Annotated in this window: 16 protein-coding genes and 4 tRNA genes; all 20 read right to left on the bottom strand. The window is 55.5% G+C overall.

Annotated elements, in window-relative coordinates:
* Nucleotides 1–7 precede the first annotated feature (7 nt).
* A complete protein-coding gene (gene rpsJ, locus HYE77_RS15070; RefSeq protein WP_003210084.1) occupies nt 8–319 on the bottom strand; it encodes a 30S ribosomal protein S10 in 312 nt (103 codons plus the stop codon).
* A 141-nt stretch (nt 320–460) separates the two neighbouring features.
* The gene (gene tuf / locus HYE77_RS15075; protein ID WP_003210085.1) at nt 461–1,654 is read right to left on the bottom strand and encodes an elongation factor Tu; all 1,194 of its coding nucleotides are present in this window, start codon (nt 1,652–1,654) and stop codon (nt 461–463) included.
* Nucleotides 1,655–1,684: 30 nt separating this feature from the next.
* On the bottom strand, nt 1,685–3,790 hold the full coding sequence (gene fusA / locus HYE77_RS15080) for an elongation factor G (protein WP_003210087.1): 2,106 nt from the start codon (nt 3,788–3,790) through the stop codon (nt 1,685–1,687).
* A gap of 30 nt (nt 3,791–3,820) precedes the next feature.
* Nucleotides 3,821–4,291, bottom strand: coding sequence for a 30S ribosomal protein S7 (rpsG, locus tag HYE77_RS15085; RefSeq protein ID WP_002555493.1), 471 nt, complete (start codon nt 4,289–4,291; stop codon nt 3,821–3,823).
* Nucleotides 4,292–4,409: 118 nt separating this feature from the next.
* On the bottom strand, nt 4,410–4,781 hold the full coding sequence (rpsL, locus tag HYE77_RS15090) for a 30S ribosomal protein S12 (protein ID WP_002555494.1): 372 nt from the start codon (nt 4,779–4,781) through the stop codon (nt 4,410–4,412).
* 216 nt (nt 4,782–4,997) lie between these two features.
* Nucleotides 4,998–9,197, bottom strand: a complete 4,200-nt coding sequence (rpoC, locus tag HYE77_RS15095) for a DNA-directed RNA polymerase subunit beta' (protein WP_003210090.1) — start codon at nt 9,195–9,197, stop codon at nt 4,998–5,000.
* A gap of 64 nt (nt 9,198–9,261) precedes the next feature.
* Nucleotides 9,262–13,335, bottom strand: a complete 4,074-nt coding sequence (gene rpoB / locus HYE77_RS15100) for a DNA-directed RNA polymerase subunit beta (RefSeq protein ID WP_008436421.1) — start codon at nt 13,333–13,335, stop codon at nt 9,262–9,264.
* Nucleotides 13,336–13,555: 220 nt separating this feature from the next.
* A complete protein-coding gene (gene rplL / locus HYE77_RS15105; RefSeq protein WP_003210093.1) occupies nt 13,556–13,921 on the bottom strand; it encodes a 50S ribosomal protein L7/L12 in 366 nt (121 codons plus the stop codon).
* Nucleotides 13,922–13,999: 78 nt separating this feature from the next.
* Nucleotides 14,000–14,500, bottom strand: a complete 501-nt coding sequence (gene rplJ / locus HYE77_RS15110; RefSeq protein ID WP_003210095.1) for a 50S ribosomal protein L10 — start codon at nt 14,498–14,500, stop codon at nt 14,000–14,002.
* 198 nt (nt 14,501–14,698) lie between these two features.
* Nucleotides 14,699–15,394, bottom strand: coding sequence for a 50S ribosomal protein L1 (gene rplA / locus HYE77_RS15115; RefSeq protein WP_003176434.1), 696 nt, complete (start codon nt 15,392–15,394; stop codon nt 14,699–14,701).
* Nucleotides 15,394–15,825, bottom strand: coding sequence for a 50S ribosomal protein L11 (rplK, locus tag HYE77_RS15120; RefSeq protein WP_003210097.1), 432 nt, complete (start codon nt 15,823–15,825; stop codon nt 15,394–15,396). Before rplK ends, rplA begins: the two co-directional genes overlap by 1 nt.
* Nucleotides 15,826–15,942: 117 nt before the next feature.
* Nucleotides 15,943–16,476: a transcription termination/antitermination protein NusG gene (gene nusG / locus HYE77_RS15125; protein WP_003176436.1), complete on the bottom strand. Its 534-nt coding sequence runs from the start codon at nt 16,474–16,476 to the stop codon at nt 15,943–15,945.
* A 9-nt stretch (nt 16,477–16,485) separates the two neighbouring features.
* A complete protein-coding gene (gene secE, locus HYE77_RS15130) occupies nt 16,486–16,854 on the bottom strand; it encodes a preprotein translocase subunit SecE (RefSeq protein WP_003210099.1) in 369 nt (122 codons plus the stop codon).
* Between the two features lie 45 nt (nt 16,855–16,899).
* Nucleotides 16,900–16,975, bottom strand: a tRNA-Trp gene (locus HYE77_RS15135).
* Nucleotides 16,976–17,138: 163 nt separating this feature from the next.
* Nucleotides 17,139–17,214: transfer RNA gene (locus HYE77_RS15140), tRNA-Thr, on the bottom strand.
* A gap of 26 nt (nt 17,215–17,240) precedes the next feature.
* Nucleotides 17,241–17,314 (bottom strand) — tRNA-Gly (locus HYE77_RS15145).
* A 23-nt stretch (nt 17,315–17,337) separates the two neighbouring features.
* Nucleotides 17,338–17,422: transfer RNA gene (locus HYE77_RS15150), tRNA-Tyr, on the bottom strand.
* 143 nt (nt 17,423–17,565) lie between these two features.
* Complete coding sequence (locus tag HYE77_RS15155) at nt 17,566–18,012, bottom strand: hypothetical protein (RefSeq protein ID WP_177068939.1); 447 nt, start codon at nt 18,010–18,012, stop codon at nt 17,566–17,568.
* A gap of 7 nt (nt 18,013–18,019) precedes the next feature.
* Nucleotides 18,020–18,769: a pantothenate kinase gene (locus tag HYE77_RS15160; RefSeq protein ID WP_087692333.1), complete on the bottom strand. Its 750-nt coding sequence runs from the start codon at nt 18,767–18,769 to the stop codon at nt 18,020–18,022.
* Complete coding sequence (gene birA, locus HYE77_RS15165) at nt 18,759–19,718, bottom strand: bifunctional biotin--[acetyl-CoA-carboxylase] ligase/biotin operon repressor BirA (protein ID WP_003210105.1); 960 nt, start codon at nt 19,716–19,718, stop codon at nt 18,759–18,761. Before birA ends, HYE77_RS15160 begins: the two co-directional genes overlap by 11 nt.
* Between the last annotated feature and the right edge of the window lie 140 nt (nt 19,719–19,858).

The raw sequence follows: 19,858 nt of genomic DNA on the forward strand, positions 1-19,858 counted from the left end.
CCAAGTCTTAGCCGAGGCTGATCTGTACTTCCACACCGGCCGCCAGATCAAGCTTCATAAGTGCATCAACGGTTTTATCCGTTGGCAGGACGATGTCCAGCACGCGCTTATGAGTACGGATCTCGTACTGGTCACGCGCGTCTTTGTTGACGTGCGGGGAGACCAGAACGGTGAACCGCTCTTTACGGGTAGGCAGTGGAATTGGACCACGCACTTGAGCACCAGTACGTTTCGCGGTTTCCACGATTTCCTGGGTGGATTGGTCGATCAGTTTGTGGTCAAAAGCCTTCAACCTGATACGAATTTGCTGATTTGCCATTGGATTTCAGACTCCGGCTGCTATTCCCAGCGAGCGCAACACGCCCGTTAAAAGGAGGCGCAATTCTATAGACGCCCCATATGGGTGTCAACTCAATAAAAAAGCCCCCGCTGAGCGGGGGCTTTTTCAAGTCATCACTTATTAAGCGATGATTTTGGCTACGACGCCAGCGCCGACGGTACGACCGCCTTCACGGATAGCGAAACGCAGACCATCTTCCATTGCGATGGTTTTGATCAGGGTGACAACCATTTTGATGTTGTCGCCTGGCATTACCATTTCAACGCCTTCCGGCAGTTCGCAGTTACCGGTCACGTCAGTGGTCCGGAAGTAGAACTGTGGACGGTAGCCTTTGAAGAACGGAGTGTGACGACCGCCTTCTTCTTTGCTCAACACGTACACTTCAGCTTCGAAGGTAGTGTGCGGCTTAACCGAACCTGGCTTGACCAGAACCTGGCCACGCTCAACGTCGTCACGCTTGGTACCACGCAGCAGAACGCCGCAGTTCTCGCCTGCACGACCTTCGTCGAGCAGTTTACGGAACATTTCAACACCGGTGCAGGTGGTGACGGTAGTGTCACGCAGACCAACGATTTCCAGTGGATCTTGAACCTTAACGATACCGCGCTCGATACGACCAGTCACAACAGTACCACGACCGGAGATCGAGAATACGTCTTCGATTGGCATCAGGAACGGCTTGTCGATAACACGAACTGGATCTGGGATGTAGCTGTCCAGAGTCTCAACCAGTTTACGAACGGCAGTGGTGCCCATTTCGTTGTCGTCAAGACCGTCCAGAGCCATACGAGCAGAACCGATGATGATCGGAGTGTCGTCGCCCGGGAAGTCGTAAGTGCTCAGCAGATCGCGCACTTCCATCTCAACCAGTTCCAGCAGCTCAGCGTCGTCTACCAGGTCAGCCTTGTTCAGGAAAACCACGATGTACGGAACGCCTACCTGACGGGACAGCAGGATGTGCTCACGGGTTTGTGGCATCGGACCATCAGCGGCCGAGCAAACCAGGATCGCGCCGTCCATCTGGGCAGCACCGGTGATCATGTTCTTCACATAGTCAGCGTGACCTGGGCAGTCAACGTGAGCGTAGTGACGGATCAGCGAGTTGTACTCAACGTGCGCGGTGTTGATGGTGATACCACGAGCTTTTTCTTCTGGTGCGCTGTCGATCTTGTCGAAGTCAACACGAGCCGAACCGAAAACTTCGGAGCAGACGCGAGTCAGAGCAGCGGTCAGAGTGGTTTTACCGTGGTCAACGTGGCCGATAGTGCCAACGTTTACGTGCGGTAGGGAACGATCAAATTTTTCTTTAGCCACGACAATTAACTCCTTGCCTAAAGGACTGAATCAGCCTTGTTTTTTGGATACAGTTTCAGCGATGTGCGCCGGAGCTGTGTTGTATTTTTTGAATTCCATAGAGTAGCTTGCGCGACCCTGAGACATGGAACGAACGTCGGTCGCATAACCGAACATCTCGCCCAACGGAACCTCGGCACGAATCACCTTGCCGGAAACCGTATCTTCCATACCCAAGATCATGCCGCGACGACGGTTAAGGTCGCCCATCACGTCACCCATGTAGTCTTCAGGCGTAACGACTTCTACTGCCATGATTGGCTCAAGCAACTCACCACCGCCCTTCTGGGCCAGTTGCTTGGTAGCCATGGAAGCAGCCACCTTAAACGCCATCTCGTTGGAGTCGACGTCGTGGTAAGAACCGTCAAAAACGGTCGCCTTCAGGCCGATGAGCGGATAGCCGGCAACAACACCGTTCTTCATCTGCTCTTCGATACCCTTCTGGATAGCCGGGATGTATTCCTTAGGAACAACACCGCCCACTACTTCGTTCACGAATTGCAGACCTTCCTGACCTTCATCAGCAGGAGCAAAACGGATCCAGCAATGGCCGAACTGGCCACGACCGCCGGACTGACGAACGAATTTGCCTTCGATTTCGCAGTTCTTCGTGATGCGCTCACGATAGGAAACCTGAGGCTTACCGATGTTGGCTTCGACGTTGAACTCACGGCGCATCCGGTCAACCAGGATGTCCAGGTGAAGCTCGCCCATGCCGGAGATGATCGTTTGACCAGTCTCTTCATCAGTCTTGACGCGGAAAGATGGATCTTCCTGAGCAAGCTTGCCCAGAGCGATACCCATTTTTTCCTGGTCATCCTTGGTCTTAGGCTCAACGGCAACCGAAATAACCGGCTCCGGGAAGTCCATGCGAACCAGGATGATTGGCTTGGCAGCGTCGCACAAGGTCTCACCAGTGGTGACGTCCTTCATGCCGATCAGGGCCGCGATGTCACCAGCGCGTACTTCCTTGATCTCTTCACGGGCGTTTGCGTGCATTTGCACCATACGACCCACACGCTCTTTCTTGCCTTTAACCGAGTTGATCACGCCGTCGCCGGAGGCCAACACGCCCGAGTAAACGCGGACGAAGGTCAAAGTACCCACGAATGGGTCAGTAGCGATCTTGAACGCCAGAGCCGAGAACGGCTCGCTGTCATCGGCGTGACGCTCCATCTCTTCTTCCTCGTTATCAGGGTTGGTACCCTTGATAGCAGGAATGTCGGTTGGAGCAGGCAGGTAGTCGATAACGGCGTCGAGAACCAGGGGAACACCCTTGTTCTTGAAGGAAGAACCGCAAACAGCCAGAACGATCTCACCAGCGATAGTACGCTGACGCAGAGCGGCCTTGATTTCCACGTTGGTGAGTTCTTCACCTTCGAGGTACTTGTTCATCAGCTCTTCGCTGGCTTCGGCAGCAGCCTCAACCATGTTGTTACGCCACTCGTCAGCCAGCTCCTGCAGTTCTGCAGGGATAGGCTTACGAACAGGAACCATGCCTTTGTCAGCGTCATTCCAGTAAACAGCTTCCATGTTGATCAGATCGATCTGACCCTGGAAGTTGTCTTCGGAACCGATAGCCAACTGGATTGGCACCGGAGTGTGACCCAGACGCTGTTTGATCTGACCGATCACGCGCAGGAAGTTGGCACCAGCACGGTCCATCTTGTTTACGTAAACAAGACGTGGAACGCCGTACTTGTTGGCCTGACGCCATACGGTTTCCGACTGAGGCTCAACACCCGAAGTACCGCAGAACACAACGACAGCGCCGTCGAGTACGCGCAGGGAACGCTCAACTTCAATGGTGAAGTCTACGTGGCCCGGGGTATCGATTACGTTGAAGCGGTGCTCGTCCTTGTACTGCTTCTCGGAACCTTTCCAGAAGGCGGTAATAGCAGCAGAAGTAATGGTAATACCACGCTCCTGCTCCTGAACCATCCAGTCTGTGGTCGCGGCGCCGTCATGCACCTCGCCCATTTTGTGACTTTTGCCGGTGTAAAACAGTACGCGCTCGGTGGTGGTGGTTTTACCAGCATCCACGTGAGCAACGATACCGATGTTACGGTAGCGGCTAATCGGAGTAGTACGAGCCATAAAGCCCTCGCAAAATTAGTGAAGCTAGAATTAGAAGCGGTAGTGCGAGAAAGCTTTGTTGGCTTCAGCCATACGGTGCACGTCTTCACGCTTCTTAACAGCAGCACCTTTACCTTCAGCAGCGTCCAACAGTTCGCCAGCCAAACGCAGGGCCATAGACTTCTCGCCGCGCTTACGGGCGAAGTCTACCAACCAGCGCATTGCCAAAGCGTTACGACGGGACGGGCGAACTTCAACCGGAACCTGGTAAGTAGCACCGCCTACACGGCGCGACTTCACTTCGACCAGCGGAGCGATGGCGTCGAGAGCTTTCTCGAAGATTTCCAGGGGGTCGCTGTTCTTGCGTTCTTTAACCTTTTCCAGCGCGCCATAAACGATACGCTCGGCAACGGCTTTCTTGCCGCTTTCCATTACGTGGTTCATGAACTTGGCCAGGATTTGGCTTCCGTATTTTGGATCGTCAAGCACTTCGCGCTTGGCTGCTACGCGTCTTCTTGGCATGGATAAGCCCTCAAACGGTCTTCAGGTTCGCTCGGAATCGGTGCCCTTTCGGGACGCCTCCGACCTTACTCTTATCGACTCAGAAAATAAGATGATTCAGTTTTACAAAAAGCCGCTACTACTTAGGCTTCTTGGTACCGTACTTCGAACGACCCTGGTTACGACCTTTAACGCCGGAAGTATCCAAGGAGCCGCGTACGGTGTGGTAACGAACACCTGGCAAGTCTTTTACACGACCGCCGCGGATCAGTACCACGCTGTGCTCTTGCAGGTTGTGACCTTCACCGCCGATGTACGAGGAAACCTCGAAACCGTTGGTCAGGCGCACACGGCATACTTTACGCAGTGCCGAGTTAGGTTTTTTCGGCGTAGTGGTATACACGCGAGTGCATACGCCACGACGTTGCGGGCAGTTCTGCAGCGCAGGCACGTCGGATTTCTCGACGATACGCTTACGCGGCTGACGTACCAGCTGGTTGATAGTTGCCATCTACTAGCTCCACTGTTGTCTTGCGACGCTATTGTCTTGCAAGAAAAGCAAAATGGCAGGAACGAATTCCCGCCAAATTTAGGGGTACAAGAGTCTAAAGAGGATCTTGTCCCCAGTCAAGGCAAGGCCCCGACCTCCCCTTCCATCGAACCGGGACAAATCTGTCTCGATCCGACGAACGGGGCTGCCAGGGCCCGGTCTTATTTACCGCAGAACTCAGTTACCGCTTGAGTTCAGCGCTTCGGTCAGTGCAGCTTCCACTTCACTGGCGCTTACGCGCAACGGCTTGTCGAGTTCACGGCGACGCTTACGCTCGCTGTGGTAGGCCAAACCGGTACCGGCCGGGATCAGACGACCCACAACCACGTTTTCTTTCAGGCCGCGCAGGTAATCGCGCTTGCCGGTTACCGCTGCTTCGGTCAGTACGCGAGTGGTCTCCTGGAAGGAGGCCGCCGAGATGAACGACTCAGTGGACAACGACGCCTTGGTGATACCCAGCAACACACGAGTGAACTTGGAAACGAATTTCTCGTCGTTCGCCAGGCGCTCGTTCTCTACCAGTACGTGAGTCAGTTCCATCTGGTCGCCCTTGATGAAACTCGAATCGCCGGATTCAGCGATTTCAACTTTACGCAGCATCTGACGCAGGATGGTCTCGATGTGCTTATCGTTGATCTTCACGCCTTGCAGACGGTAAACGTCCTGGATCTCGTTAACGATGTACTTGGCCAGCGCACTCACACCCAGCAGACGCAGGATGTCGTGTGGATCGCTCGGGCCGTCGGAGATAACTTCGCCGCGGTTTACCTGTTCGCCTTCGAAGACGTTCAGGTGACGCCACTTCGGAATCAGCTCTTCGTACGGATCGCTACCGTCGTTCGGGGTGATAACCAGGCGGCGCTTGCCCTTGGTCTCTTTACCGAACGCGATGGTGCCGCTGACTTCAGCCAGAATCGACGCTTCTTTCGGACGACGAGCTTCGAACAAGTCGGCAACACGCGGCAGACCACCGGTGATGTCACGGGTCTTCGAAGTTTCTTGCGGGATACGAGCGATAACATCACCGATCGCGATCTTCGCACCATCCGCAACACCGACCAGGGCGTTGGCTGGCAGGAAGTACTGAGCGATAACGTCAGTGCCTGGCAGCAACAGATCCTTGCCGTTGTCATCAACCATCTTCACGGCAGGACGGATATCTTTGCCTGCAGCTGGACGGTCTTTGGCGTCGAGTACTTCAATGTTGGTCATACCGGTCAATTCGTCAGTCTGACGCTTGATCGTGATGCCTTCTTCCATGCCCACGTAGGTCACGGTACCTTTCATTTCGGTAACGATTGGGTGAGTGTGCGGATCCCACTTGGCCACGATTGCGCCAGCGTCGACCTTGTCACCTTCTTTAACCGAAATCACAGCACCGTACGGCAGCTTGTAACGCTCACGCTCACGACCGTAGTCATCAGCGATTGCCAGCTCACCGGAGCGGGACACAGCAACCAGGTGGCCATCCACTCGCTCAACGTGCTTCAGGTTGTGCAGACGGACGGTACCGCCATTCTTCACCTGAACGCTGTCGGCTGCGGAGGTCCGGCTTGCCGCACCACCGATGTGGAACGTACGCATGGTCAGCTGGGTACCCGGCTCACCGATGGACTGGGCAGCGATAACGCCGACCGCTTCACCGATGTTCACCTGGTGACCACGAGCCAAGTCACGGCCGTAGCACTTGGCGCAAATGCCGTAGCGGGTTTCGCAGCTGATCGGCGAGCGAACAATCACTTCGTCGATGCTGTTGAGTTCGATGAACTCGACCCACTTCTCGTCTACCAGGGTGCCGGCAGGAACGATGACTTCCTCGGTACCTGGCTTGAATACGTCACGGGCGATTACTCGACCCAGTACGCGCTCACCCAACGGTTCTACAACGTCGCCGCCTTCGATGTGCGGAGTCATCAGCAGACCGTGTTCGGTGCCGCAGTCAACTTCAGTCACAACCAAGTCTTGCGCAACGTCTACCAGACGACGAGTCAGGTAACCGGAGTTAGCGGTTTTCAACGCGGTATCCGCCAGACCTTTACGAGCACCGTGAGTCGAGATGAAGTACTGAAGTACGCTCAAACCTTCACGGAAGTTCGCAGTAATCGGCGTTTCGATGATGGAACCGTCCGGCTTGGCCATCAGGCCACGCATACCGGCGAGCTGACGGATCTGCGCAGCAGAACCCCGTGCGCCCGAGTCGGCCATCATGTACATCGAGTTGAACGACTCTTGATCGACTTCCACGCCATGACGGTCGATAACACGCTCTTTCGAGAGGTTCGACATCATCGCCTTCGACACTTCGTCGTTGGCCTTGGACCAAAGGTCGATCACTTTGTTGTACTTCTCGCCCTGGGTTACCAGGCCGGAGGCGTACTGGCTTTCGATCTCTTTCACTTCATCGGTGGCAGCACCGATGATGGCGGCTTTCTCGTCCGGGATAACGAAGTCGTTAACACCGATGGAAACGCCGGAAATGGTCGAATAAGCAAAACCGGTGTACATCAACTGGTCAGCGAAGATAACGGTCTCTTTCAAACCAACCACGCGGTAGCACTGGTTGATCAGCTTGGAGATCGCCTTTTTCTTCATTGGCTGGTTGACCACGTCGTACGACAGGCCAGGTGGAACAACCTGGAACAGCAGCGCACGGCCGACAGTGGTGTCGACGATACGGGTGTTCTTGACGCTGCCACCGTCACGATCGTTGATGGTTTCGTGGATGCGGACTTTAACCTTGGCGTGCAGTGCGGCTTCGCCGGCACGGAACACACGGTCAACTTCCTGCAGATCCGCGAACACACGACCTTCGCCCTTGGCGTTGATCGCTTCACGAGTCATGTAGTACAGACCCAATACAACGTCCTGCGACGGAACGATGATTGGCTCACCGTTGGCTGGCGACAGAATGTTGTTGGTCGACATCATCAACGCACGCGCTTCCAGCTGGGCTTCCAGCGTCAGCGGTACGTGCACGGCCATTTGGTCGCCGTCGAAGTCGGCGTTGTACGCAGCACAGACCAGCGGGTGCAGCTGGATAGCCTTACCTTCGATCAGTACTGGTTCAAACGCCTGGATACCCAGACGGTGAAGGGTCGGTGCACGGTTGAGGAGAACCGGGTGTTCACGGATCACTTCAGCGAGAACGTCCCAAACCTCTGGCAGCTCGCGCTCGACCATTTTCTTGGCAGCTTTGATGGTGGTCGCGAGACCACGCATTTCCAGCTTGCCGAAAATGAACGGCTTGAACAGCTCGAGAGCCATCTTCTTCGGCAGACCGCACTGGTGCAGACGCAGGGTCGGGCCTACGGTAATTACCGAACGACCGGAGTAGTCAACACGCTTACCGAGCAAGTTCTGACGGAAACGACCCTGCTTACCCTTGATCATGTCAGCCAGGGATTTCAGAGGACGCTTGTTCGAACCGGTGATAGCGCGGCCACGACGACCGTTGTCGAGCAGGGCATCGACAGCTTCCTGCAACATACGCTTTTCGTTGCGCACGATGATGTCCGGAGCGGACAGGTCGAGCAGACGCTTCAAGCGGTTGTTACGGTTGATCACGCGACGGTACAGGTCGTTGAGGTCGGAAGTCGCGAAGCGACCACCATCCAACGGCACCAGCGGACGCAGGTCTGGCGGCAGAACCGGCAGAACGGTCAGCACCATCCACTCTGGCAAGTTGCCGGAACCCTGGAAGGCTTCCATCAACTTCAGACGCTTGGACAGTTTCTTGATCTTGGTTTCGGAGTTGGTTTGCGGAATTTCTTCACGCAGACGGCCAATCTCGTGTTCCAGGTCGATAGCGTGCAGCAGTTCGCGGACAGCTTCGGCACCCATGCGGGCATCGAAATCGTCGCCGAACTCTTCCAGCGCTTCGAAGTACTGCTCGTCGTTCAGCAGCTGACCCTTTTCAAGGGTGGTCATGCCTGGATCGATAACGACATAGCTCTCGAAGTAGAGAACGCGCTCGATATCACGCAGGGTCATGTCCATCAGCAAGCCGATACGGGACGGCAATGATTTCAGGAACCAGATGTGGGCAACCGGCGAAGCCAGCTCGATGTGCGCCATGCGCTCACGACGAACCTTGGCCAGTGCAACTTCAACGCCGCACTTCTCGCAGATCACACCACGGTGCTTCAAGCGCTTGTACTTACCGCACAGGCACTCGTAATCCTTTACCGGGCCAAAGATCTTGGCGCAGAACAGGCCGTCACGCTCTGGTTTGAACGTACGGTAGTTGATGGTTTCCGGCTTTTTAACTTCACCGAACGACCACGAACGGATCATCTCAGGCGATGCCAACCCAATACGGATGGCGTCGAACTCTTCGACTTGACCCTGGTTTTTCAGCAAATTCAGTAGGTCTTTCAAGGCCTTTCCTCCTGGCGGAGCAGAGAGCGGGCTAAACAGCCCCGCTCTCGATTCGCGTCACGTGTTATTCGGTTTCCAGATCGATATCGATGCCGAGGGAACGAATTTCTTTGATCAACACGTTGAAAGACTCGGGCATGCCCGGCTCCATACGGTGATCGCCGTCCACGATGTTTTTGTACATCTTGGTCCGACCGTTCACATCGTCCGACTTCACTGTGAGCATTTCTTGCAGAGTGTAAGCAGCACCGTATGCTTCCAGTGCCCAGACCTCCATCTCCCCGAAACGCTGACCACCGAACTGAGCCTTACCACCCAGCGGCTGCTGGGTAACCAGGCTGTACGAACCGGTAGAACGAGCGTGCATCTTGTCGTCTACCAAGTGGTTCAGCTTCAGCATGTACATGTAGCCAACAGTAACCGGGCGCTCAAACTTGTTGCCGGTACGGCCGTCGAACAGCTGCATCTGGCCGCTTTCTGGCAGGTCTGCCAGTTTCAACATGGCCTTGATTTCGCTTTCCTTGGCACCGTCGAACACCGGGGTAGCCATTGGAACGCCGCCGCGCAGGTTCTTCGCCAGATCCAGGATTTCCTGGTCGGAGAAGGTGTCCAGCTCTTCGTTGCGACCGCCGATCTCGTTGTAGATCTCGTGCAGGAACTTACGCAGGTCTGCGACCTTGCGCTGCTCTTCGATCATACGGTTGATCTTCTCGCCCAGACCTTTGGCCGCGAGGCCCAGGTGGGTTTCAAGGATCTGACCAACGTTCATACGCGAAGGTACGCCCAACGGGTTGAGGACGACGTCTACCGGGGTGCCATTGGCATCGTGCGGCATGTCTTCAACCGGCATGATCACGGAGACCACACCTTTGTTACCGTGACGACCGGCCATCTTGTCGCCCGGCTGGATGCGGCGACGGATTGCCAGGTAAACCTTGACGATTTTCAGCACGCCTGGAGCCAGGTCATCGCCCTGCTGCAGTTTGCGCTTCTTGTCTTCGAACTTGTCGTCCAGCAGACGGCGACGATCGACGATGTAGGCCTGGGCCTTCTCGAGCTGCTCGTTCAGAGCATCTTCAGCCATGCGCAGTTTGAACCACTGCCCGTGCTCAAGACCGTCGAGTACTTCGTCGGTGATGTCCTGACCTTTCTTCAGACCTGCGCCGCCTTCAGCCTTGTGGCCTACCAGGGCGGAACGCAGACGTTCGAAGGTCGCGCCTTCAACGATACGGAACTCTTCGTTCAGATCCTTGCGGATCTCGTCGAGTTGGGTCTTCTCGATGGACAGCGCACGAGCATCACGCTCAACGCCGTCACGGGTGAAGACCTGTACGTCGATGACAGTGCCCTTGGTACCGGTAGGTACACGCAGGGAAGTGTCTTTAACGTCGCTGGCTTTTTCACCGAAGATGGCACGCAACAGCTTCTCTTCCGGAGTCAGTTGGGTCTCGCCTTTCGGAGTGACCTTACCTACCAGAATGTCGCCTGCGCCAACTTCAGCACCTACGTAAACGATACCGGCTTCGTCCAGCTTGTTCAGTGCAGCTTCACCCACGTTCGGGATGTCTGCAGTGATTTCCTCTGGCCCAAGCTTGGTGTCACGCGCCACACAGGTCAGTTCCTGAATGTGGATCGTGGTGAAGCGATCTTCCTGAACCACACGCTCGGACAGGCAGATGGAGTCTTCGAAGTTGTAACCGTTCCAGGCCATGAACGCGATGCGCATGTTCTGACCCAGTGCCAGCTCACCCATATCGGTGGACGGACCGTCTGCCATGATGTCGCTGCGCTGAACCCGATCACCCTTGCTGACCAGCGGACGCTGGTTGATGCAGGTGTTCTGGTTGGAGCGGGTGTATTTGGTCAGGTTGTAGATGTCGACACCGGCTTCGCCAGTTTCAACTTCGTCATCGGCAACACGAACCACGATACGGCTGGCATCAACGGAGTCGATCACGCCGCCACGACGAGCCACGACGCAAACGCCGGAGTCACGGGCTACGTTACGCTCCATGCCGGTACCTACCAGCGGCTTGTCAGCGCGCAGGGTCGGTACAGCTTGACGCTGCATGTTGGAACCCATCAACGCACGGTTGGCGTCATCGTGTTCCAGGAACGGGATCAGCGACGCTGCAACCGAAACTACCTGCTTCGGCGATACGTCCATCAAGGTGACGTCTTCCGGCGCCTTGACGGTGAACTCGTTCAAGTGACGAACAGCTACCAGCTCGTCGATCAGCATTTTCTTGTCGTTCATCGTGGCCGAAGCCTGAGCGATCACGTGATCAGCTTCTTCGATGGCGGACAGGAACACGATCTCGTCGGTGACCAGTGCGTCTTTCACCACGCGGTACGGGCTCTCGAGGAAGCCGTACTGGTTGGTGCGCGCATAGGCAGCCAGGGAGTTGATCAGGCCGATGTTCGGACCTTCCGGCGTTTCAATCGGGCATACACGACCGTAGTGAGTCGGGTGTACGTCACGGACTTCAAAGCCTGCACGCTCACGAGTCAGACCGCCCGGGCCCAGTGCGGAAACACGGCGCTTGTGGGTGATCTCGGAGAGCGGGTTGTTCTGGTCCATGAACTGCGAGAGCTGGCTGGAACCGAAGAACTCTTTCACCGCCGCAGCCACTGGCTTGGCGTTGATCAGGTCTTGCGGCATCAGGCCTTCGCTTTCGGCCATCGACAGACGCTCTTTGACCGCACGCTCAACACGTACCAGGCCAACGCGGAACTGGTTCTCGGCCATTTCGCCTACGCAGCGAACACGACGGTTACCCAGGTGGTCGATGTCATCGACGATGCCTTTGCCGTTACGGATGTCGACCAGGGTCTTCAGTACCGCGACGATGTCTTCCTTGCACAGCACGCCCGAACCTTCGATCTCGGTACGACCGATACGACGGTTGAACTTCATCCGGCCGACCGCAGACAGGTCATAGCGCTCAGGGCTGAAGAACAGGTTGTTGAACAGGGTCTCGGCAGCGTCTTTGGTTGGTGGCTCGCCAGGACGCATCATGCGATAGATCTCGACCAGCGCTTCCAATTGGTTGCTGGTGGAGTCGATCTTCAGGGTGTCGGAGACGAACGGGCCGCAGTCGATGTCATTGGTGTACAGGGTCTCGATGCGAACAACCTGGGACTTGGCGATTTTCGCCAGGATCTCGGTGTTCAGCTCGGTGTTGCATTCAGCCAGGATTTCGCCGGTGGCCGGGTGCACGATGACCTTGGCGGTGGTGCGACCCAGGACGTAGTCCAGAGGCACTTCCAGCGTCTTGATACCGGCTTTTTCGATCTGGTTGATGTGGCGCGCGGTAATACGACGGCCGGCTTCAACGATGACCTTGCCTTTGTCGTCCTGGATGTCCAGAACGGCAATCTCACCACGCAGGCGCTGAGGCACCAACTCCAGGCTGAGGGTTTCGCCGCTCAGGTGGAATACGTTAGTGGTGTAGAAAGCGTCCAGCACTTGCTCAGTGGTATAGCCGAGCGCGCGCAGCAGTACCGAGGCCGGCAGCTTGCGACGACGGTCGATACGCACGAACACGCAGTCTTTCGGGTCGAACTCGAAGTCCAACCACGAACCGCGGTACGGAATGATCCGCGCGGAGTACAGGAGCTTGCCGGAGCTGTGCGTCTTGCCGCGGTCGTGGTCAAAGAACACGCCCGGGGAACGGTGCAGCTGGGAAACGATAACGCGCTCGGTACCGTTGATAACGAAGGTACCGTTCTCAGTCATCAGGGGGATTTCACCCATGTAGACTTCTTGCTCTTTGATGTCCTTGATCGCTTTGTTCGACGACTCTTTGTCGAAGATGATCAGACGGACTTTTACCCGCAAAGGTACGGCGTACGTAACACCGCGCAACACGCATTCTTTGACATCAAATGCCGGTTCGCCCAGGCGATAACCGACGTACTCCAGCGCAGCATTGCCGGAGTAGCTGATGATCGGGAAAACGGATTTGAAGGCCGCATGCAGGCCCACGTCGCGGAACTGATCTTTGGTCGCTCCCGCCTGCAAGAATTCACGATACGAATCCAGCTGGATAGCCAGAAGGTACGGGACATCCATGACGTCCGGCAACTTGCTAAAGTCCTTGCGGATACGTTTTTTCTCAGTATATGAGTAAGCCATCAGCGTTCCCCAGCTTGGTCACCTGCTTGTTTGGCCCCTCCCGACGGGAGCAGCCAGAAAATCTTGCAAACCCCATGGTTTGCGCCACCGCATCGGGTGGTTACAGCGCGTTATAGGCGACGACCGAGTCGATTGCCAATAACGGAAAAAGGCCGGTGGCAAGAGCCACCAGCCATCAGCCTTCAGCTTAACGCTTGGGCTGGAGACGCAAGGTCGATGCTTACTTCAGCTCGACTTTAGCGCCTGCTTCTTCCAGCACTGCTTTAGCTTTGTCAGCTGCGTCTTTCGACACTGCTTCCAGAACCTGGGCAGGGGCGCCGTCAACTACTGCCTTGGCTTCTTTCAGGCCCAGACCGGTCAGTTCACGTACTGCCTTGATCACGTTTACTTTCTTCTCGCCAGCTTCCAGCAGCATGACGTTGAATTCGGTTTGCTCTTCAGCAGCAACAGCGGCAACAGCTGGGCCAGCCGAAGCAGCGGCAGCGGAAACACCGAATTTTTCTTCGAAAGCTTTGATCAGCTCAACAACCTGCAGAACCGACATTTCAGCTACGGCGTTGAGGATATCGTCTTGGGAGATAGACATTGCTGTAATTCCTGAATTGGGGGACGGCCTACGCGGCCATCGAAATAAACAAAAATACGCGAGAGGAGATGCTCAGCCTTAGGCTGCGGCAGCTTCTTTTTGCTCGCGAACTGCGGCCAGAGTACGAGCCAACTTGCTGGTAGCGCCTTGAATCACGCTCATCAGCTGAGAAATAGCTTCGTTACGGGTCGGCAGTGTTGCCAGTACGTCGATTTGGTTAGCTGCGAGGAACTTGCCCTCGAACGCAGCTGCCTTGATCTCGAACTTATCCTGACCCTTGGCGAATTCCTTGAACAACCGGGCAGCAGCGCCAGGATGTTCCTTGGAGAACGCAATCAGGGTCGGGCCAGTGAACACGTCGTTGAGGACACTGTATTCAGTGTCAGCAACAGCGCGCTTGAGCAGGGTGTTACGTACAACACGTACGTATACGCCAGCTTCACGAGCCTCTTTACGGAGTCCGGTCATAGCGCTTACTGTCACACCACGGGCATCAGCCACGACAGCGGACAGAGCAGCTTTGGCAGCCTCGTTGACTTCAGCGACGATGGCCTTCTTGTCTTCGAGATTAATTGCCACGGGTTTAACTCCTGCTTGTTACCGTTTCATCTGGCCTGGGCCGGATGTCGTTTTGGTGTCTGATTCGGTAAGGAACCGGGAGCACCATCTGCGTAGGCTTGTGGTTTAAGACTTGCGTCGCCTACGGTCTTGGATAGCCCCCGCCAGGCAGGGACCCCAATCTTTCAATTGGCGCAATTACTTGCGCCAATTTGTGTCTTATACGTCCAGCGAGCCTTGGTCGATGACCAGACCTGGGCCCATAGTGGTGCTCAGGGTAACGCGCTTGACGTAGATACCTTTCGAGGAAGCTGGCTTGATACGCTTCAGATCAGCGATCAGGGCTTCAACGTTTTCCTTCAGCTTGACGGCATCAAAGCCGACTTTGCCAACGGAGGTGTGAATGATGCCGTTTTTGTCGGTGCGATAACGAACCTGACCAGCCTTGGCGTTTTTAACCGCGGTAGCTACGTCTGGAGTCACGGTGCCGACTTTAGGGTTAGGCATCAGACCACGTGGACCAAGGATCTGACCCAGCTGACCTACAACGCGCATTGCATCCGGGGAAGCAATTACGACGTCATAGTTCAGGTCGCCGCCTTTCATTTCGGCAGCCAGGTCGTCCATGCCAACGCGATCGGCGCCGGCGGCCAGAGCAGCTTCAGCTGCTGGGCCTTGGGTGAAGACAGCTACACGTACGGTCTTGCCAGTACCGTGTGGCAGCACAGTAGCGCTACGAACGACCTGGTCGGATTTACGTGGGTCAACGCCCAGGTTTACAGCAACGTCAACAGACTCGCTGAACTTGACAGTCGACAGCTCGGTCAGCAGAGCAGCAGCGTCTACAAAATTGTAGGACTTGCCCGCTTCGATTTTGCCGGCGATAGCCTTTTGGCGCTTGGTCAGCTTAGCCATTACACACCCTCCACGTTAAGGCCCATGCTACGAGCAGAACCGGCGATGGTACGCACGGCTGCATCCATATCAGCTGCAGTCAGATCCGCGTTTTTGGTTTTCGCGATTTCTTCCAGCTGAGCACGGGTCACGGTGCCAACCTTAACGGTGTTAGGACGAGCGGAACCGCTAGTCAGACCAGCAGCTTTCTTCAACAGAACCGAAGCCGGGGTCGACTTGGTTTCGAAGGTGAAGCTACGGTCGCTGTATACAGTGATGATCACTGGAGTCGGCAGACCTGGCTCAATACCCTGAGTACGGGCGTTGAAGGCCTTGCAGAATTCCATGATGTTCACGCCGTGCTGACCCAGAGCTGGACCAACAGGTGGGCTTGGGTTGGCCTGAGCGGCCTTCACTTGCAGCTTGATGTAAGCGGTAATCTTCTTGGCCATGAGGCACTCCAATTACGGGTTCGAACGCCTCGAAAGGCTCCCCGGTTACTTGCGCGTTTATCCCAGTGACGACAAAACCCCACAGCCTAAGGCTGCGGGGTTGGGATGCTTGCTCAGCTAGACTTTTTCGACCTGGCTGAACTCTAGCTCTACCGGAGTAGAGCGACCGAAAATGAGCACTGCCACTTGGATCCGGCTCTTTTCGTAGTTAACTTCTTCGACGGTGCCGTTAAAATCAGCGAACGGACCATCTGTGACACGAACAACCTCACCCGGCTCGAACAACGTCTTCGGCTTGGGCTTGTCGCTACCATCAGCAACGCGACGCAGAATTGCTTCTGCTTCTTTGTCAGTGATCGGAGCAGGCTTATCAGCGGTACCGCCGATGAAACCCATGACGCGAGGAGTGTCCTTGACCAAGTGCCAAGTACCCTCATTCATGTCCATTTGAACCAGCACGTAGCCAGGGAAGAACTTACGTTCGCTTTTGCGTTTCTGGCCATTACGCATTTCAACCACTTCTTCAGTGGGAACCAGAATTTCGCCGAAGCCATCTTCCATGCCTGCCAGCTTTACGCGCTCTAGCAAAGAGCGCATGACATGCTTCTCGTAACCCGAGTAAGCATGCACAACGTACCAACGCTTAGCCACGGGACACCCTTAGCCAACAATCAAGGAAACAAGCCAGCCGAGCAGGGAATCAAGCCCCCACAACAGCAACGCCATAACCAGAACAACAGCCACCACGATCAACGTGGTCTGCGTGGTTTCTTGGCGAGTCGGCCAAACGACTTTACGGATCTCGGTACGAGCTTCCTTCACCAGGACCGCAAACGACTTGCCTTTTGCAGTCTGCAGGCCAACAAAGGCAGCAACAGCAGCAAGGGCGAGCAATGCGAGGACACGGTACAGGATTGGCGACCCAGAGTAGTACTGGTTGCCAACAACGCCTACAACCACAACAGCGACTACTACAAGCCACTTGAGCAGATCGAAGCGAGAGCCTTGAGCTTCAGCCTTAGGAGTCATCTATGAAGATCCTGTGAAAAGAAAGCCAGACACACCAAGTGAATCTGGCAGGTCAGGAGGGAATCGAACCCCCAACCTACGGTTTTGGAGACCGTCGCTCTGCCAATTGAGCTACTGACCTAAAACAAAATCAGGCCGACAATTATGCCGATCTGAAAAAGACTTTACAACAACAAACCCCTGCAGACCTGAAACCCACCCAAACAAAACAGCGAGAGAGGGCATATTCAACCGGATGTAGCTGTTAAAACAAAGGCAGATATTTTCATATCTGCCTTGTTATATGGAGCTCTTGAGCGGATTTGAACCGCTGACCTCACCCTTACCAAGGGTGTGCTCTACCAACTGAGCTACAAGAGCGAAACAACTTGCACAACCTGCAAACTTGGAGCGGGTAGCGGGAATCGAACCCGCATCATCAGCTTGGAAGGCTGAGGTTCTACCACTAAACTATACCCGCGGAGCTTGCAGCTCACGCTAAAATGGTGGAGGGGGAAGGATTCGAACCTTCGAAGTCGTAGACGTCAGATTTACAGTCTGATCCCTTTGGCCGCTCGGGAACCCCTCCTAAGCGAGCCGGCATTCTACATCATGCCAGCCTTCTGTCAAGCATTTTCTCATTAAAAAATATGAGGTTAGCTGCGTTGACCTTCGCTTCGCCCTGTCGACCTAGAAGGTCTTCACTGCGAAGCGGGCGCCATTCTATGCAAACTATTCGAAGGTTGCAATGCCTTCGCACGGCATTATTTTATGTTTTAACTCATTGAATTCATTAACAAGGTTTTCAAAGGGCAGATCATCGGCCAGACGCCTGCTTTCAGGGGCCACTCGCAGCCAATATCCCGACGCATCAGGCAGGTTCAGAGACTGCAGCCTGACCTTGATATCCAGGCTGGTGAGGCGCTGCTCAACGGACTGAGCCTCTTTCTGATCAGGCAAACCGCCGATATACAAGCACGTCGCCTGCGCATCAGGCGCTTTTGCCCTGTCTCGCCGAACCATCGCATCAGCCGATTCGCTCAACAGGCGGATATCTTGCTGAGAACCACGATAGAGAGCCAAAGGCGTGACATCTTTAGCGCGCAGAGGGGCCTCCTGCTGATGCCAGATGTAATAGAAGACATTGAGGACCAGCAAAAGCAGAAACAGCCAACGCATAAAAACCTCAGGACAAAGGGCACGCCATCGCCAAGCCAACAAAAACCAGATCAGGGACAAGCCTACCGTGAGGCACAGCGTCAGCCACGAGCTCAGCGTCCCCACCGGTAAGGAAGACGGTAAAATCGCTCCCCCAATAGCTTCGGGCCAACTCCAGCTGGGTCAACACAAACCCCCTCAGCATGAGCGTACAGCCGCGCTCTACCGCCTCCACAGTTGTGCGCCCTGGAGACAGCGCCTCAAGAGCCCGTTCAGCGGCGATATCGTCATAGCGTATTTTGCGGGTATGTGTTCGAAGCTGATTACGCATCAGCGGCATCCCCGGACAAATGAAACCGCCGAGATGCTCACCGTCTGCGGAAATGAAGTCTGCTGTTGCGGCAGTGCCAAAATCTAGCACCAGGCACGCGCCCGACGCCAGCTGAAACCCACCCAGCATCGCGAGCCAACGATCCAGTCCCAGGCGCTCGAAATCTTCGTACCCGTTCCGCACCCCACCCATCTGCCTCGCCGAAGCAGCACACAGCACCTTGACGCCAAATGCCTCGACCAGGGTAGCGACCAGTTGACTCGTCTCATCCGAAGCGCGAACACTCACCAGCCGGCAGTCTTTTAACGCGAGCCCCGTGAGCGCGAACAGGCTGTCGATCAGCGAGGCATCCGACCCAACGACACCTTCGGCAAAGATACGAGCCTTATCCGACTCAAGTACCCGCCATTTGATAAAGCTATTCCCACAGTCGAGCTCAAGAATCATCACGCAACCTCAGGCTTAGCTCACCACCGCTATATACTTTCTCAACACCATCCACGCTCAACCGTAATGCACCTTGCCCATCGACCCCCAGCACCACGCCGTCAATCTGGTTCACGCCCGCGATGAGCGATACAGGCCGGCCCTGCCATAAATGGCTTTGCTCCCACTCACCCTGGATTGCCGAAAAGCCAGATGCCTGGTGACGCTCAAGATAAGCCTGCAGCTGCACTCCAAGACGCGCTACCAGGTAGTTGCGATCAACAGCACTGCCGCTCTCCAACTGTACGGAGCTCCATTGCTGATCGACCTCATCCGCCTTCTGCATGTTCACGTTGATGCCGATACCAATAACGACGTGACAGACGTCAGCGGGATCCCCGACCAGTTCCAGGAGAATTCCGGCGATCTTTTTCTGCCCGACCAAAACGTCATTTGGCCACTTCAACCCTGCACCACGAACACCTGCGTCGCGCAGCGCCTGCATAACTGCAAGTCCGACCACCAGGCTTAGCCCTTCCAACTGACGCATGCCGCCTTCGATCCGCATCACAAGGCTGTAGTAGACGTTTTGAGCGAAAGGACTGACCCACTTTCGTCCGCGCCTTCCCCTGCCTGCAGTTTGCTGTTCTGAAAGCACAAGAAATGGCGCAGTGCGACCCGATTCAATCAGCCGCAATGCCTCGGCATTGGTAGAGTCAATGGAGTCAGAGATATGAACAGGCCATGCAGGAACAGGTACATGCCGAGCTATTTCATCGGCACTTAACAGTATCAGGGGCGCAGCCAACTGATACCCCCTGCCCCGCACTTTATGGATAGGTAGACCCAATTCCGCCTCGAGATGCTGAAGCTGCTTCCATACAGCACTGCGACTGACACCCAAGGCAGCACCGAGCGCCTCCCCGGAGTGGAATCGACCATCTTTTAGAAGTTTCAACAACGTCAGCATGCAGGTCTCGCCTCACAATGAGGCACGCATGATAGCCATGCATTAGGCCATTGCATAGAAAGGCAGGACGTTAGCATTGAAGATGCTTGAAATTCGACCACCCAAATTTTCCGACCGCGCAAAACAAAACCCCTGACTGC

The organism is Pseudomonas sp. IPO3774 (genome assembly GCF_013386835.1).
In the GTDB taxonomy this organism is placed as follows: Bacteria; Pseudomonadota; Gammaproteobacteria; order Pseudomonadales; family Pseudomonadaceae; genus Aquipseudomonas.

Coding starts and splice junctions, on each gene's coding strand:
- birA (WP_003210105.1), bottom strand. CDS start 19,718: ATGCTGACGTTGTTGAAACTTCTAAAAGATGGTCGATTCCACTCCGGG.
- rpsL (WP_002555494.1), bottom strand. CDS start 4,781: ATGGCAACTATCAACCAGCTGGTACGTCAGCCGCGTAAGCGTATCGTC.
- rpsJ (WP_003210084.1), bottom strand. CDS start 319: ATGGCAAATCAGCAAATTCGTATCAGGTTGAAGGCTTTTGACCACAAA.
- rpoB (WP_008436421.1), bottom strand. CDS start 13,335: ATGGCTTACTCATATACTGAGAAAAAACGTATCCGCAAGGACTTTAGC.
- rplA (WP_003176434.1), bottom strand. CDS start 15,394: ATGGCTAAGCTGACCAAGCGCCAAAAGGCTATCGCCGGCAAAATCGAA.
- rpsG (WP_002555493.1), bottom strand. CDS start 4,291: ATGCCAAGAAGACGCGTAGCAGCCAAGCGCGAAGTGCTTGACGATCCA.
- fusA (WP_003210087.1), bottom strand. CDS start 3,790: ATGGCTCGTACTACTCCGATTAGCCGCTACCGTAACATCGGTATCGTT.
- HYE77_RS15160 (WP_087692333.1), bottom strand. CDS start 18,769: ATGATTCTTGAGCTCGACTGTGGGAATAGCTTTATCAAATGGCGGGTA.
- rplK (WP_003210097.1), bottom strand. CDS start 15,825: ATGGCCAAGAAGATTACCGCTTACATCAAGCTGCAAGTGAAGGCCGCT.
- secE (WP_003210099.1), bottom strand. CDS start 16,854: ATGACTCCTAAGGCTGAAGCTCAAGGCTCTCGCTTCGATCTGCTCAAG.
- rplL (WP_003210093.1), bottom strand. CDS start 13,921: ATGTCTATCTCCCAAGACGATATCCTCAACGCCGTAGCTGAAATGTCG.
- HYE77_RS15155 (WP_177068939.1), bottom strand. CDS start 18,012: ATGCGTTGGCTGTTTCTGCTTTTGCTGGTCCTCAATGTCTTCTATTAC.